14 protein-coding genes and 1 riboswitch are annotated in these 14,993 nt (G+C 51.8%); of the genes, 3 read left to right on the top strand and 11 right to left on the bottom strand.

Going from position 1 to position 14,993, the window contains the following annotated elements:
• The first annotated feature begins 1 nt into the window (after position 1).
• Positions 2-1,003: an alpha/beta fold hydrolase gene (locus EJE49_RS12675; RefSeq protein WP_124951396.1), complete on the top strand. Its 1,002-nt coding sequence runs from the start codon at positions 2-4 to the stop codon at positions 1,001-1,003.
• Here the strand turns inward: EJE49_RS12675 and EJE49_RS12670 are convergent.
• From EJE49_RS12670 to EJE49_RS12620, 11 genes are all read right to left on the bottom strand, one after another.
• The gene (locus tag EJE49_RS12670; protein ID WP_124951394.1) at positions 984-1,832 is read right to left on the bottom strand and encodes a hypothetical protein; all 849 of its coding nucleotides are present in this window, start codon (positions 1,830-1,832) and stop codon (positions 984-986) included. The genes EJE49_RS12675 and EJE49_RS12670 overlap by 20 nt on opposite strands.
• Entirely contained in the window at positions 1,829-3,979 is a 2,151-nt protein-coding gene (locus EJE49_RS12665; protein WP_124951392.1) for a putative bifunctional diguanylate cyclase/phosphodiesterase, read from the bottom strand. The genes EJE49_RS12670 and EJE49_RS12665 overlap by 4 nt, the downstream gene beginning before the upstream one ends.
• Before the next feature lie 7 nt (positions 3,980-3,986).
• Entirely contained in the window at positions 3,987-4,769 is a 783-nt protein-coding gene (locus EJE49_RS12660) for an N-acyl homoserine lactonase family protein (RefSeq protein ID WP_124951390.1), read from the bottom strand.
• Positions 4,756-5,448, bottom strand: a complete 693-nt coding sequence (locus EJE49_RS12655) for a cysteine hydrolase family protein (protein WP_124951388.1) — start codon at positions 5,446-5,448, stop codon at positions 4,756-4,758. Before EJE49_RS12655 ends, EJE49_RS12660 begins: the two co-directional genes overlap by 14 nt.
• Positions 5,445-6,221: a creatininase gene (locus tag EJE49_RS12650; RefSeq protein ID WP_124951386.1), complete on the bottom strand. Its 777-nt coding sequence runs from the start codon at positions 6,219-6,221 to the stop codon at positions 5,445-5,447. Before EJE49_RS12650 ends, EJE49_RS12655 begins: the two co-directional genes overlap by 4 nt.
• Positions 6,218-7,120 carry a DMT family transporter gene (locus EJE49_RS12645; protein WP_124951384.1) on the bottom strand — a complete coding sequence of 301 codons (903 nt, stop codon included), beginning with the start codon at positions 7,118-7,120 and terminating at the stop codon, positions 6,218-6,220. Before EJE49_RS12645 ends, EJE49_RS12650 begins: the two co-directional genes overlap by 4 nt.
• Positions 7,117-7,857 carry an SDR family NAD(P)-dependent oxidoreductase gene (locus EJE49_RS12640; RefSeq protein WP_124951382.1) on the bottom strand — a complete coding sequence of 247 codons (741 nt, stop codon included), beginning with the start codon at positions 7,855-7,857 and terminating at the stop codon, positions 7,117-7,119. The genes EJE49_RS12645 and EJE49_RS12640 overlap by 4 nt, the downstream gene beginning before the upstream one ends.
• A gap of 5 nt (positions 7,858-7,862) precedes the next feature.
• Positions 7,863-8,648, bottom strand: coding sequence for an SDR family NAD(P)-dependent oxidoreductase (locus EJE49_RS12635; protein ID WP_124951380.1), 786 nt, complete (start codon positions 8,646-8,648; stop codon positions 7,863-7,865).
• Between the two features lies 1 nt (position 8,649).
• Positions 8,650-9,669, bottom strand: a complete 1,020-nt coding sequence (locus EJE49_RS12630) for a fatty acid desaturase family protein (RefSeq protein WP_124951378.1) — start codon at positions 9,667-9,669, stop codon at positions 8,650-8,652.
• Between the two features lie 51 nt (positions 9,670-9,720).
• Positions 9,721-10,659 (bottom strand): ABC transporter substrate-binding protein, encoded by a 939-nt coding sequence (locus EJE49_RS12625; protein ID WP_223246952.1) that lies wholly within the window; start codon positions 10,657-10,659, stop codon positions 9,721-9,723.
• A 119-nt stretch (positions 10,660-10,778) separates the two neighbouring features.
• A riboswitch (guanidine-I (ykkC/yxkD leader) is annotated at positions 10,779-10,882 on the bottom strand.
• Positions 10,883-11,341: 459 nt separating this feature from the next.
• Positions 11,342-11,749 carry a hypothetical protein gene (locus EJE49_RS12620; protein ID WP_223246951.1) on the bottom strand — a complete coding sequence of 136 codons (408 nt, stop codon included), beginning with the start codon at positions 11,747-11,749 and terminating at the stop codon, positions 11,342-11,344.
• 307 nt (positions 11,750-12,056) lie between these two features.
• Between EJE49_RS12620 and EJE49_RS12615 the strand changes: the two genes are divergently transcribed.
• Both EJE49_RS12615 and hflX read left to right on the top strand, forming a co-directional pair.
• Positions 12,057-13,394 carry a lytic murein transglycosylase gene (locus EJE49_RS12615; RefSeq protein ID WP_124951376.1) on the top strand — a complete coding sequence of 446 codons (1,338 nt, stop codon included), beginning with the start codon at positions 12,057-12,059 and terminating at the stop codon, positions 13,392-13,394.
• 116 nt (positions 13,395-13,510) lie between these two features.
• A complete protein-coding gene (hflX, locus tag EJE49_RS12610; RefSeq protein WP_124951374.1) occupies positions 13,511-14,860 on the top strand; it encodes a GTPase HflX in 1,350 nt (449 codons plus the stop codon).
• Positions 14,861-14,993 lie beyond the last annotated feature (133 nt).

Genomic DNA, 14,993 nt, shown 5'->3' with positions numbered 1-14,993 from the left:
TATGGACGTCCAGCAGTTACATATTGGTGATGTTGTCCTGCAGAGTGGCGAAACCCTGCATGACGCCTGGCTCAGCTACGCTACCTGGGGCAAGCTGAATGAGCAGGGCGATAATTGCATCCTGTTTCCCACTTATTACACCGGGACGCATCTATCCAATGCCCGCATCATCGGTGAACAGCGTGCGCTGGATCCGGAAAAATGGTTTATCGTCGTGCCTAATTTGATCGGTAACGGTTTGTCCATTTCCCCCAGCAACACGCTGGAACGCTATCAGGGTGGTGGGTTTCCCAAGGTAACGGTTTACGACAATGTTGCCTGTCAGAAACTGTTACTGGACAAGCTCGGGGTCAGCACGCTGAAGCTGGTGCTAGGTTGGTCAATGGGTGCGGTACAGGCTTGGCATTGGGCCGTGTTGTATCCGGATATGGTGCAGAATCTGTTACCAGTCTGCGGTGCCACCCGATGCTGGCCATACAATCAGCTGTTTCTGAAAGGGGTGAGGGCAGCACTGGAAATGGATCCCACCTTTGCCGGTGGTTATTATGTAGAACCGCCAGCCAAGGGCCTCAGGGGGTTTGGCCGGGTGTATATGCCTTGGGCCTACTCAGCCGAGTTCTTTCGCGAGCAGCGGTTCAAGGAGATCGGTTTCGCTACGCAAGATGATTTGCTGGAGGACTGGGAGCTGGATCATCTGGGCTGGGATGCCAACAATCTGTTAGCCAAATTGTGGGCGTGGGAGCAAGCAGATATCAGCGCTCATGAGAAATTTGGCGGTGATCTGGCGTTGGCATTGTCGCAAGTAACGGCGAAGACCATAGTCATGCCATGTGACCACGATCAGTATTTTACGCTGGCAGAAAATACTATCGAGGCTAGTCTTACCCGCGATGCGGAGCTGCGGCCGATCTATTCTTCCGCTGGGCATTGCGCTGGCTCGCCTGGCAGGTTTGCCAAGGAAAGTGCTTATATTGAGGCCGCTATTAAGGAGTTGCTAGGTTAGTAGTGCAGAATTGTTGATCAGAAGAACAGGACGGATCAACGATCCAGCGGCGTGAGAGCACGCCGTTCCATGCGTGCTCATGTTGTATACATCCGTTTTTTGCCTGAACTATTGCTGCCCATGTTGATTCTGTGAATAGTGGCTCACCTTCGCGAAATGGCAAGGTGGATAGCTGGATTTCCCACGGTATATTGCCTTTGGCAACTCGGCCGAATGAAATTTCGAAGTCCATAAGCTCGTACAGATTGAGTTGATCCGGCGTTGCTTCTGACAATATGCGATCCAGTGTTGCGGATGTCGGCAGTGCGCTGACACGGTCCCGGGCAAAGATGAAATAATCACCGGTTACCACCAGTATGCCTGTTTGCGGTTGTGCTGGGCTTCGTTCCAGATTTGTTTCCTCGAATCTAAATGCGTAATTGTCCCCAAGACTGTCCGGTAAGCGTTCCCAAATTTCGGCATAATTGGTAGCTGCCCCGGTCTCCAGTATGCGGTTGCCGGTAAACGTCATGTACCCCATATCCTGTCTGTCTCTGGGTGGGTGGTAATCAATATGGCGCAGCCACTGACAGCTATTGCCTGCAACTATGGTTTCGCCAGCAAAGCCTTTTTGGCGTGCCAATAGCGTTAACTCATCCCGGGAAAAATCGTGTAATGATTTTTTGTCTTTAAAAGCGGGCCGATCGGCAGGAATGCGGATATCTGCATGTAGCACAGCAGACTGTAACCAGTAAACATGGCTGCTATTATCGATTTCGTCCTCGGTTTCCAGATGTTTGCGTTGCCAGGCACCCACGTAATGTTCGGGTACAGTAAGCACTGCACTCAAGATGTTTCTGCCATTTGTTTATGGAGTAATAATTCCAGATGGTATGCCGGCACTGGGCGGCTGAAGTAATAGCCCTGAATTTCATCACAGTTATGTTCTTGCAGGAAGGTATAATTTGCCAGGGTTTCTACACCCTCAGCCACCACTTTGAGACCGAGTTCATGCCCTAAGGTAATGATGGCGCGGACTATGGCTGCATCATCCGGACTGGTGTCGATTTCCTGTACAAAGCTTTTATCAATTTTAAGGTGATTGACCGGGAAGCGCTTTAAATAACTCAGGCTCGAATAGCCTGTACCAAAATCATCGATGGCCAATTCCACACCCAGTGTTTTCATTGCGGTGATGGCAACATTGATGCGTTCCGCATCCTGCATAAAGAATGATTCAGTAAGCTCCAGTTCCAGGTAGCGGGAATTGAGACCTGTTTGCCTGAGCGCATTGGTCACCGCATCAATCAAGCCCGGTTGACGGAATTGGATTGGGGACAGGTTTACCGAGACACTGATGGGCGGCAACCCGGCTTCCTGCCAGCTTTTATTTTGCCGGCAAGCCTCATTCAATATCCACTCACCCATAGGTACGATCAGGCCGGTTTCTTCTGAAATGGGGATGAAGTTATCCGGTGAAATTAGCCCTTTCTCCGGATGTTGCCAACGGATAAGCGCTTCTGCGCCAACTATCTTACCGCTACTGACATCAACACGTGGCTGATAAAAGACACGAAATTCTTCGCGTTCCACAGCACGACGCAGATCATTGGCTAATTCAAGGCGTTCAGTAACTGCCTGATTCAATTCTGGTGTGTAGAAGTGGAACGTGTTTTTACCCGCATCTTTCGCTTCGTACATGGCGATGTCCGCGCATTGCAACAATATATCGGCCGAGTCGCCATCGCACGGGTAGCAGCTAATACCTATGCTGCAGCTTAACGAGTATTCATGGCTCTCATCTGTCCAGGGCTGGGCAATCATTTCCAGTAAACGCCGAATGATATGGGTAACACCAGGTTCATCCAGTTGTTCAGTCAACACCAGTACAAACTCATCGCCACCCAAGCGGGCAACCGTATCCTGATTGCGGATACAGCTACTCAGTCGGGATGCCATTTCCAATAATAACCGGTCACCGACATGATGCCCCAGACTGTCATTGATCAGCTTGAAATTGTCCAGATCCACGAACACGACAGCCACTTTCTGTGTTTCGCGCTTGGCTCTGCTGACCGCCCGCTCTATCCTGTCCATGAGCAGCATACGGTTAGGCAAACCTGTCAGAATGTCGTGGCTGGCCTGGTATTGCAATTCTTCTTCATGCTGTTTGCGCTCAGTGATATCAACTACAGTGCCTTCGTAAAATAGCACTACGTCATTCACGTCTTTGACCGCGCGTGCATTTTCTGAAATCCAGATAATGCTGCCATCCTGCCGATAAACCTGAGACTCAAAGTTACGTACATTGCCTGATTCATACATGAGCCGTACGAATTCGTCGCGGCGCGACTGGTTAACATAGAGTTGATGCCGAATATCCTGCAATGCAGCGATCATGGCATCAGGGTTGGGGTAGTTGTATATGCGCGCCAATGCGGGGTTGGCATCTATATAACGTCCGTTAGGCGTAGTTTGGAAGATGCCTTCAGTGGCGTTTTCAAAAATGCTGCGATAGCGTCGCAGGGCTTCATGCAAGGCTTTATTGGTGGAAATTCTGTCAGTAATATCCTGGATAAAACCTTCGATAGCAATGCGCTGCACGTTGTGATCGAAGACGCCAACGCCGCGTTCTGATACCCAGCGTATGGAACCGTCGGCACGGATGATGCGATATTCCACTTCATAGTTATTCTGCTCATTGAGCGCGGCGTGAATTGCCGAATTTACGCGCGCAAGGTCGTCTGGATGGGTGATCTGCCCATAGGAAATGCGGTTGTCGAAAATCAGTTCATCTGGCCGGTATCCAGTTAATTTCAGGCAGCCCTCACTGACAAATTCCATCATTCCTAGCTCATCGACCCCGCAACGATAAATCATGCCCACCAGATCGCTGGTAATGGTATTGATCAGTCGTGTCGTATCCAGCCCCCCTGTCGGTTTGGATAGAGTATTCTGCGGTTTGGATTTAACAACATTCAGGAATGGTATCGACATGGGGGGCCTATTCATGAAATTTTGGGAATTGGTTCAGGGTACGCCAGAAGCTGATATCGTGATTTGGCCACAGAATCGCGTTTTCATCTGTTGCCAGGGCTTTGAGTTTGCGTATGCTGGCGATGGCCTGATCTTCCTGCTCTTGCCAGCACAGTCCCGGCGGGACTTCGTCCGTAATGTTTTCAGATAGATCTGCTGCATCGCCACATAAGATGACTGGCGGGCCTTTCGGCAATTCTATCCACAGTGACATGTGCCCTGCGGTGTGGCCGGGCGTGGATATGGCGCGTACTCCTGGGGCCACATCGTATTCGCCATTCATTATTTTCCAGGGATACTGCCCAGTGAAGTCATCCGGGAAGTAGGCTATGTCCAGACCGCTTTTCGCAGCTTCCATTTCATTATGCTGTACGTGTACTTCGGTACCGCAGACATCGCATAAGCCACCGGCATGATCAAAGTGCAAATGGCCGATAAAGACCACATCCACATCGGCAGGTGTCAGACCCATACGGGCCAGGTGGGCAGGAAGCCGCTGTGACTCATCCATTTCCGGTGGGCCGAAGGGGAATATCTCCGGATCGTAATAATGCTGTTGCTGCTTTTTATCCGCAATTTTGTGATAGTCACAACCAACGTCATACAGGATGCGACCATTTGCGGTTTCCAGCAGATAGGCCAGAATAGGCGCTTCAATGATTTGCCCTTGACCACGTCCACGCGTGGAGAGCGACTTGTCATAATGGTGGGTGGCCGTCAGCAGCGGCCAGAGTTTTTTAACTTGCGTCATCGTCGTGATGTTCCTGTGATGATGCTCTCATCATTTTCAGCAGCGTATCTGTGCTGACCACTGTGCCGAAGATACCGCCTTCAACGGCGATCATGGCCAGGCTGGCTTTATGTAGCTCCGGGTAGGCTGAACCACAGCCATCGCTGACAGTGATGCAGTCATAGCCTCGGTCTACGGCTTCCCTCAGCGTGGATTGAACGCACACTTCAGTGGTGACTCCTGTCAGGATTAATTGCCGGATATCCTGGTTACGCAACATGATGTCCAGATCGGTCTGGTGGAAGGCGCTGTAGCCGGGTTTGTCGATGACTGGCTCGCCAGCATGAGGGGCAAGCTCATCAATGATGTCATGCCCATATTCGCCCCGGATCAGTAATCTGCCCATCGGCCCAACAGAGCCGATAGGGGCACCAGCATTTGTGCTGCGGGCTTGCTTGTTTGGCGTGCAGTCCAGCAGGTCGCTTCTATGACCTTCACGGGTGTGGATTATCAGCATTTCTTGTGCCCGAGCTGTATTGAGCAGTTGCTGAATGTGTGGAATAGGTTTGCGTAAATTGCTGATGTCGAGTCCTGCCGTGTGCGCATAACCACCCGTTGCACAAAAATCACGCTGCATGTCGATGACTAGCAAGGCTGCATGGTTTAGTCGGGGCGAGGGTAGGCGGCTGGATAGATTCATCGTGACTCGCCATTAAACTCATTCACGACAGCCTTTGCGATGCGCGCCGCCAATTCACTGGCCATGATTTTGCCTTTGGCGGCATCAGCACCAAGCGCCGAAGACAGCACGCCTGAAGGTGGTACCCAGTCAGGATTTGCGGGATGGATGTCGTACAGGGGGAAATCTGCCGGGCCATCATCCGGAATCAAATCAAGGCGCACCAAATCAGGGTGATAATGCAGCATAAGCGAGGTTTCAATGACTGCGGCATGTTCCAGCGCATAACCGGGAAAGCCGTCGGGAAATACGGCATGCAATGTCGCTGGCGTCAGAAAATCCCAATATTCCAGACGCATAACTCGCAGCTTGGTATTGGGCCCTAGATCGCGCATGGCTAAATCGATACCTTCGGTAATGAACCATTGATTCTCGTAATGGCCGTTGACGACGACCAGTTTTTCTACGCCGTGACGGGCGAATTCACGTACCGTGTCGCGGACCAGTCCAATCAATGTTTGCGCGTCGACCGCAGTTGTGCCACAGAAATGCTGACCACCACCGCATTTAGGCTGTGATTTGTATCCGTAAGACAGTGCCGGCGCAACAATGCCGTTGATTAACGCAGCCGTACTGGCCGCAACTGCGGCAGAAAGCAATGCATCCGTCCCCAGTGGCAGGTGGGGGCCATGTTGCTCAAGCGCACCCACCGGCAGGAAAACGGGCGGGTTTGCGGTTTTGATCTGGTCGCGGTAGGCAACCCAGCTCATCGTGTTCATATTTACGTTGTTCATGAATTTTCCTTATGTGATGCAACGGTTGTGTCTGTTGCCTCAATCACAGCAGCTAAAGCAATTAATGTGCCACCAATCATTTCTTGAGGCAGTAGCTCTTCGCCGCCAATAATCATGGCTGAAATCACCGCCGCCAGTAACTCAACGATGAGTATGATGCCGGCACGGCCAGTTTCGATATGCGTGACGCCATACTGCGTGGTGAAGGTGGCTAAAGCCAGCCAGCCAAATCCGAAAGCCAGCAGTGCAATCACCAGCATCGGCGTCCATTCAGGCTGGACGGCGCTTTGCTGCCAGACCATAAAGCCGGAAATTATTCCGCAACCGATGAATACCGCAATGGTTTTGGAGACCATGGGTATGGTGTGTGCGGCGCGGGTGACCAGATTATTCGAGGCGAAGGCCAGGCCGGCAGATAATGCTAGAAAATCAGCTAACGATAGCGGGGTAGCGAACGCTTTTGTACCGCCGATCACTAAAAATGCACCAAAAACGGATATCAATACTGCCAGCATGCGCCGTCTGGTAACGGTTTCATTTAAAAATAGTCGGCCACCGATCACCGACCACACGGGTGCGAGATAAAATAGCAGCATGACCCTGACTACGTCGCCGGTCAGCAATGCGCGAACTATCGATGCATTGGCCCATCCGCCGAACAATGCAAGCAGCAGTAATAATCCGATTTGACCCTGCCATGCACGGCGCTCACGTAGCAGAAAAGGCAAGCCGGCCAAGCCTACCAGCCCATAGCTGACGAGTGAAATCAGAGAGCCGGATAATCCTTCAGCGCCGAATTGTTTGAGTGGCCACCAGATGACGCCCCACATGGCTGCAGAAAAGGTCAAAACGGTGAGCGGTAGCCAGGCTTGTGGTGATGCGCGCTTTAGGGTGCTCATGGCATGACAGACCCGCCATTGGGGCCGAGTACCTGGCCGCAATAAAATTTGGCGTAATCAGATACCAGAAACAAGACTGTGGCGGCAATTTCTTCCGGTTCTGCAAAACGGCGATAGGGGATGTCCTTTTCCTTCTCTATCCACTCCGGTGACATGGTTTCAATGGACACCATGGCGGTGTTGACCGGGCCCGGCGCAACGGCATTCACTCTGATCGCGGGTGCAAATTCGCGCGCCAGCGAGCGGGTCAGGCCGATGACGCCGGCCTTGGCCGCACAGTAGGAGGCATAATGCTCGCGGCCCAGATAAGCCAGGTCGGAACTGATATTGACGATGATGCCGTCACCGCGTTTGGCCATGCCGGGGAGTACAGCCTGGCTGCATAGAAATACGGATTTGAGATCGCTGTTGAGGACATGATCCCATTCGGATTCGGATATGTTCAGAAATGGCGTCTCAGCTATCACTCCTGCGTTATTGACCAGTATGTCGATCTGTTCATGGCTTGCCATCATCTGCCGCACTTGGTGGGCATTGGTGACATCAGCTTCTATGGCGATGGCGTTGCCACCCTGAGCAATAATGCTGTGCACTACCTGTTCTGCCTCTTTGGCGCGATTAAGGTGATTGACGATGACGAATGCGCCAGCCTGTCCGAGCATGAAGGCGATAGCGCGGCCGATACCGGTGGCGGCGCCGGTGACGATGGCGGTTTTGTTATGTAGAGTTATATTCATGGCGGTTAATGCATGACTTCCCCGTTGCTGACGACGATAGCCTGACCGGTAATCGCGAGCGCATAGGGCGAGGCGAGAAAGAGAAAAGTGCCGGCAATATCTGCTGGCGCGAGTAATTGGGGGATGGCTTGTTGCGCCAGAATTTCAGCGATCATGTCCGCTTCCGACTTGCCGGAAGTGGCTGCCATGGCGCGCATGGAGCGCATGGCAGCATCGGTGGCAACCCAGCCCGGGCATACGGCATTTACCCGGATCTCATGTTTGCCCAATTCCCAGGACAGTGAACGGGTGAGGCCGATTACGGCATGCTTGCTGGTGACGTAAGCAGAAAAATCCGCCACCGCGCTGAGACCCCAGATTGACGACTGATTGATGACGCTCCCGGATTTGCGTATCAGCGGGGCTAATGCGCGGGTCAGCAGATACATGCTGCCGACATTGTTGTGCAACAGGTTGTGCCAGCGTTGTTCGGCATCGCTGGCAGCATCATTTAATGGCGTCGGATATTCGATGCCGGCATTGTTGATCAATGCGTGAATGCTGACCTGACGTTGTCGCAGGTCTTCAGCCAGCGCATTGACTTGCTGAGCATCAGTCAAATCCAGTGTGTGAGCAGTAATACGGCTGGTAGCACCCAGTTGTTGTGCGGCGGCTGCCAACGCATCGGGATTGCGATCGATCAGCTCCAGGCTGGCGCCGTGACGAGCAAAGGCTTCGGCAATCCCAAAGCCGATGCCGCTGGCTGCGCCGGTAATGATTATCGTGTGATCGGTAAAGTCGAGGAACGCCATATTAAACCGCCGTCAGGAACGAGACGCCGACTGCACCATAGAATGCCGAAGGATCCAGATGGCCTGCAGAGATTTCCAGTACATCGCCATAATCTGACGAAAGGATGCGTTTAACCCGGTAGCGATGGTGTGCTGCTAACAAGGTGGTCATTGGCAGTACTTGCTGGTACTCCGCAGCAAACAGTTTTTCGTGCAGTTGCGGCAAGCGGTACCAGGGCTCTATCGGCCGCTCATGATGCGCGTTGTGATAGGAGAAATTCAGCAGCAGTAAATTCAGCGCCGGATGGGCGACGGAAACCAGATTGGAATAGGTGTTGCGCTGCTCGTAGGTGTGATCGCGTACCTTGTCATCCGGCACGCTGCCGCCTTGCAGGATGGCAAATGCGTCGTAGGTATGCTGATAGGCATCGGCGAAACGCAGTACATGCAGCATGATCAGGTAGGCTATGGCATACCCCAGCAAACCGGCAGGGGAGACCAAGCCTAATGCGGTTAAGGCGAGTGCACGCACAGCAATGATGCTCAAAACGCGGCCACGATTCTGCTTTTTTTCTGCTGCGATGAAGGGCAGTATCATCACGTAACCATGCATGATCAGTTCCACAGCGGGAATGTAAGCCCACTCCAGCATCAACACCAGACGACGCAGCCAGGCTGGTGACTTGAGCAGAAATGCCTTAAAGTCAAAGGTGATGACGTCAGCGCGATCCACGTGGTGGCGCACATGCTTGCGCCGCAGATCATTGAAAGTGGCATAGCAGGAGCCGTTGATCCAGGTCATTAGCGTGCCCCAGCGGGCATTGTCTTCTGCGGCTTTGAATATAGCGTTATGGGCGAATTCGTGAAAAAAATAACTTGATAGTATCAAGCCGTGGGCAACCAGCAAGGTGCCGAGTATCTGTCCGGGCAATTCAGTCAGTGCGAGCAGCAGGATACCGCCAGAGTAAGCCCCCAATGTATAGGATAAGGCGATTACGTTCGGCAAGACGCCATCGGCATAGCGAAATTTTTGTGACAGCATGAAAGACTCCTCAAGCAAGGTCGCGCTCATAGTGAGCGCGCCTCACTAAACTTACTTAACCAAAGATTTAACGAATTGACTGTCTATCGTGGCTTCAGTAGCAGGGATGGTGGTGATTTGACCTTTGGATTTAAGGATGCCGCTGATCACTTCGCCGCTGGCGTAGTAAGAAGTGGTATCCGCGGATTTGACAAACGCTTTCGGCATTTCAGCTAACGGGATGTTATATACGCCGCTCATCTGGTCCATAACTTCTTTGCCGCTAACGCCCATGGCTTTGCCGATGATTTTTGCAGATTCGTCGGGGTGAGCTTTCATGTAGTTCATACCGTCCACATACGACTCAATCAGACCTTTGATTTCCTTAGGATGAGCCTGAATATATTTCTGATCGAATACCAGCACGTCAGCAATCAAACCAGGCGCATTTTTGGACGAAAACACCACATGAAATTTCTTGCCACCACCCATGCTCAAAATTTGTGAGAGGCTAGGCTCATAGGTTACGCCGACAGGAATACCACCTGATGCCATGGCCGCAGGTACGGCTTCCGGCGTCATGGGCACAGCTTGGTAGTCTTTTTCAGACAGGCCATTTTTCTTCAGTGCGTAGGACAGCAGGAAATCGGATGGCGATAACGGGTTGAAGCCGATTTTTTTGCCTTTGAAATCGGTGACTTTGGTAATGGCTGCATCCGCTACGATGGCGTCGCCGCCATTGGAATAATCGATAGGCATAACGACTTTATGTGCCAAACCCTTTGCAACAGAACCAATGACCTGGTCATAGGTAAGCATGCCGCCGTCAACTGAATGGCTGGCCATGGCAGTTGGTATCAGTGCCGGATCGGTAAACATTTGCAGTTTGACCTTCAGGTCATGTTTCTTGTAAAAGTCCTTGGCATCCGCCACAAAGAATGGACCATAGCCGATCCAGACAACGGTACCAATTTTCATTGAAGTGGTAGCGTGTGCAACGATCGGACTCATGCTTGCCGCTGCAAGCATCATTGAGACAAGGCAAATTTTCTTAAGCGATTTGGAAGAAGACTTAGACATGACTGGCTCCATTTAAAGGGTTATAAAAAAACGGGAAAGCAGCTGCGCTTCTCTCCCGGGCTTTTATCCCTCCGTGGAACCTCACTGTGAGGCCGGACTGCTCTCGGACCAGCACTCCATACAATATGAAGCCGGAACCCTAGCAATCCTGATACAGACATATGTGTGAATGGGCTGTTAGAGCAGCCACAATCCCGTCCTGATCTGTTTAATGCAAGTCCTGTGCCTAATGTTGGAAAAGATTCTATTTTGTTAATTAAATTGCTTTTGTTCAATCACTTAGTTGCTCATTCTGGTTGGTAATGCCTGCATTTTATTCTCAAGATGGGGTGAGAAAAATTATCCAGTCTGCATGATCCAAGGGCATATTTTGTAATTTCGCACTGCGTTGGTGCGCTGTATACTGATCACAAAAACCTCGAGTGTCACTTAATCGGTAGGGGGGATTACCGGGGCTACAGGGTTATTGTTTTGTGTGTCACCGAAGATAATGAACGGGAAGGGCTGGATATTGCCGAGCATGGCGAGCAAGCTTATAACCATTAAGGTTGGTGTTTGGTATGGGCAATAAAAAAGAGGCGCATTGAATGCGCCTCTTTTTTGTCAGTCAGGGTCAATGTGTACGCTTTACCGGGACAAAAAAATCTGGCGTCAGATGCCAGTGTTCCGCAATTTCCGTGGCGCGCTTCAAGTCTTCCGGATGAACAAAAACCTGCATGCGGCTCTGGTGATCGTGTGCCCATGCGCTAAATGCCTGCCAGCGTCGGCCGCAGGATTCTTCGCCCAGATCGGTACTGACTTCAACCACGCCGAGCATCATTTCATCATTGCCCATACCGGAAGCGAAGATGTCTGGTCGCATGTGCACATTTAAAACAGGTATAAGCAAATCGTCCGGCTCTTGATATCCGGCCAGATCCTGTACTGCAAAAGGTTGATATCCTTCCGTTTTAAGAACATTGACTGCGTCACTGAGCAGCGCTTCACGTTCGCGCTGTACTGCATTGGGTAGGGTGTGCATGATGGCCTCCTGTGCAAAAATATTAAATCCCTGATCTTTGTTATAGCACACAAATTTTTATTATGTTGATAGAGGTCAGCCAGTTCGTTTGATGAATGATTATTTAAATCATAATCCTGCTATCTCGCAATATGTAAATGTGAAGGGGTGCAAGGCAATTGCCGTTTTCATTTGTAGCACCCCATAGTAGACTGATTGCTCCCTATGCCTTTGCATTCGCAGCAGGATGCAGATGGAAAGATATCGTCTTATTCTAATAATGCGTAACTTCCCCGTGTGTTAATCGGATTTTCGAGAATGAAACTGGATGAAAATGAATAATATCGGCATAGCCGCAAAAGCGGCTATCTTGGCAATGGTACTGTCATCGTTTGGTTGTGCGACGCAAAATAAGCAGATGGAATCCACACCCGTGGTTATCCCGGTTCAGCCATTGCCTGTCGCGACCACAGTGGTTTGTGGCAGTTGTGATTTGAAAACTGTGGGTATGGCCGACCAACCGGAAAGTATAAGCTTTGCTGATTGGTTGGCCGGGTTTCGTATCCGCTTGCGCAATTCAGGTGTTACGGCTGACACCATCACCGCCATGTTTGATGGTCTTGAACCAGATAACCGGATTATCAACAGTGACCGCAATCAGCCCGAATTTGTGCGTCCGATCTGGTCTTACCTCGATAGCGCTGCATCCACTTTGCGCATAGCCAACGGGCAGAAAGCCTATGCTGCGCGTCGGGAAAGCATAGATGCAATTGCCCAGCACTATGGCGTGCGCGCTGAAATTCTGCTTGCCATTTGGGGGCTGGAGAGTTCTTACGGGGTGAGTGCGGGTAATAAAGATGTGATTCGCTCATTGGCGACATTAGCCTGGGAAGGCCGCCGCCGCGATTGGGCAGAGAGCCAGTTGATCGCTGCAGCACAAATGATAGATCGAGGCTTTGCCACGCGTGATCAGCTCACCGGTTCATGGGCAGGTGCAATGGGTCAGACACAGTTCATCCCCACGACCTATCTGGAAAACGCGGTTGACTGGGATGGTGATGGTCGTCGTAACATCTGGACCGACGAGTACGATGCGCTGGCATCCACAGCCAATTTACTGCAGCGGGCCGGGTGGCAACGTGGTGCGCCGGTGGTGCAGGAGGTGCTGATTCCCGCTACGTTTGATTTGTCTAAGTGGGAACCCGAGCATAGTCTGCTGATCAGCGTATGGGAAAAACGCGGAGTACGCCAGGTTGGGGATGCGCCGTGGTCAGCCGAGGATATGGCGCGAAGCGCAAAGCTGGAGTTGCCGGCAGGCCGGTCCGGTCCGGCTTTCCTTACCTACCCGAATTTTGATGTGATCAAACGCTATAACAATTCCAATGCATATGCACTCGGTGTTGCGTATCTTGCTGAGCGTATCGCCGGTGGCAATGTCTTTGTTGGCACATGGCCGAAAGACGATATGCCGCTGACTCGGACACAGATCAAGGAATTGCAGTCTGCGCTGAATGCGCAAGGATTTAATGCCGGCAAGCCGGATGGCATGACCGGCCCTAAAACTCACCGTGCTTTGCGGGATTTTCAGCGCGCCAATGCACTGGATGCAGATGGGTATATTGGCACCTCGGCATTTGCCCGGGTGATGGCGGCCAGGGTGCGTTAGCCATGCTTATGCTCAGGCCGTTTTGAGTAAGGCTCGCTAATGTTTGCTTCTCCTGCAAGCCTTTATCGACGATAATCGTAATCCGACTTTATTTACCAAAGAGAAACACTCAGCGAATGCGTACAGAAACCCAAGAGAAGCCCAAGCGTGCAGTCGTCGCGGCTGTGCAACTGCCTAACGTGACCGATTTGGAATTCGAAGCATCGCTGACTGAATTGCGCGAGCTCGCAAAAACGCTGGGCTACGAGGTCGTGCATACCTTTACGCAGAAGCGCATCAGCTTCGACCGAACCGCCTATCTGGGCGTCGGCAAGCGCGAGGAAATACACCAATACGTGAACAGTGCATTTGAGTCTGCCGACAGCCATCAGGCTGAAGAAGCTGAAGACGACTACATTGACGCCATACTGGTTGACCACGAGATATCACCTTCACAGGCGCGCAATTTGGAGAAGGAGGTTGGCTGCTCGGTGATGGACCGTACCATGGTCATCCTGGAAATTTTTCATCGCAACGCACGCTCACCCGCCGCACGCGCACAGGTGGAGATCGCACGTCTCGGCTACATGGCGCCTCGACTGCGCGAAATGGCAAAGTTGGCTGGACCGCAAGGCCGTCAACGTAGCGGCGTTGGTGGTCGTGGCGCTGGCGAGTCGCACACCGAGCTGGATCGGCGCAAGATCCGCGACCGCATCGCTGAGTTGCAGATGGAAATTATCGCAATGGACGCTGACCGCAAGATACAGCGCGCGCGTCGGCAAGAGCGCCGCAGTCAGGCATCTGTAGCGCTGGTCGGTTACACCAACGCTGGCAAATCCACCTTGATGCGGGCGTTGACTGGCAGCGAAGTGCTGGTCGCCAATAAACTGTTTGCTACGCTTGATACCACCGTGCGCGTTCTCCAGCCAGAGAGTGTGCCACGTGTGCTGGTCAGTGACACAGTCGGTTTCATCAAAAACCTGCCACATGGTCTGGTCGCATCATTCAAATCAACGCTCGATGAAGCGCTGGATGCATCGCTGTTACTGCACGTTATTGATGCCAGTGATCCCGGATTTGAACGCCAGCTCGAAGTCACCAACGAAGTGCTGGAAGAAATTGGTGCCCAGGATGTTCCGCGTATCCGTGTTTTTAACAAAATCGATCACGTCGGGGACGCAGCAGCACAAGCTGAGTGTGAGGCGGCGCTAAAGGCAAAGTACCCTGGCTGTATCGTGATGAGTGCGCGCCGCCCGGACGATGTCGCGAAGCTGCATAAAGCAATCGTTGAGTTTTTTCAGCAGGATCTGGTCGAAGACGAATTGTTCCTGCCCTGGTCGGCTCAACAACTGCGCAGCGAAATCTATGAAAATTGCAAGGTACTGGAAGAACGAGCAGACGAAGAGGGTGCCTATTTCCAAGTCAGAGGTGAGCCTGACGTACTGAAAAGTTTGCGTGAGAAGTTTGAGCAAGTGCGATCAAATTAACGCTGCAACGAATTATCGGCTTGGACTCAAAGGCAAAGGTCTGGCAGGACTGTATATTTTAGTTATATTGGTGGTGCATGATTGCAGAATAGAGCGAGTGTGCGATGGAAGCCAACACATATGATTTTATAGG

The sequence above is a fragment of the Sulfuriferula thiophila genome (assembly GCF_003864975.1).
Taxonomy (GTDB): Bacteria; Pseudomonadota; Gammaproteobacteria; order Burkholderiales; family Sulfuriferulaceae; genus Sulfuriferula; species Sulfuriferula thiophila.
The sequence above is the reverse complement of the archived record's forward strand: the minus strand, read 5'-3'. Positions and strand labels throughout refer to the sequence as shown.

Coding starts and splice junctions, on each gene's coding strand:
- EJE49_RS12675 (WP_124951396.1), top strand. CDS start 2: ATGGACGTCCAGCAGTTACATATTGGTGATGTTGTCCTGCAGAGTGGC.
- EJE49_RS12665 (WP_124951392.1), bottom strand. CDS start 3,979: ATGTCGATACCATTCCTGAATGTTGTTAAATCCAAACCGCAGAATACT.
- EJE49_RS12660 (WP_124951390.1), bottom strand. CDS start 4,769: ATGACGCAAGTTAAAAAACTCTGGCCGCTGCTGACGGCCACCCACCAT.
- EJE49_RS12655 (WP_124951388.1), bottom strand. CDS start 5,448: ATGAATCTATCCAGCCGCCTACCCTCGCCCCGACTAAACCATGCAGCC.
- EJE49_RS12650 (WP_124951386.1), bottom strand. CDS start 6,221: ATGAACAACGTAAATATGAACACGATGAGCTGGGTTGCCTACCGCGAC.
- EJE49_RS12645 (WP_124951384.1), bottom strand. CDS start 7,120: ATGAGCACCCTAAAGCGCGCATCACCACAAGCCTGGCTACCGCTCACC.
- EJE49_RS12640 (WP_124951382.1), bottom strand. CDS start 7,857: ATGAATATAACTCTACATAACAAAACCGCCATCGTCACCGGCGCCGCC.
- EJE49_RS12635 (WP_124951380.1), bottom strand. CDS start 8,648: ATGGCGTTCCTCGACTTTACCGATCACACGATAATCATTACCGGCGCA.
- EJE49_RS12630 (WP_124951378.1), bottom strand. CDS start 9,669: ATGCTGTCACAAAAATTTCGCTATGCCGATGGCGTCTTGCCGAACGTA.
- EJE49_RS12625 (WP_223246952.1), bottom strand. CDS start 10,659: ATGAGTCCGATCGTTGCACACGCTACCACTTCAATGAAAATTGGTACC.
- EJE49_RS12620 (WP_223246951.1), bottom strand. CDS start 11,749: ATGCACACCCTACCCAATGCAGTACAGCGCGAACGTGAAGCGCTGCTC.
- EJE49_RS12615 (WP_124951376.1), top strand. CDS start 12,057: ATGAAAATGAATAATATCGGCATAGCCGCAAAAGCGGCTATCTTGGCA.
- hflX (WP_124951374.1), top strand. CDS start 13,511: ATGCGTACAGAAACCCAAGAGAAGCCCAAGCGTGCAGTCGTCGCGGCT.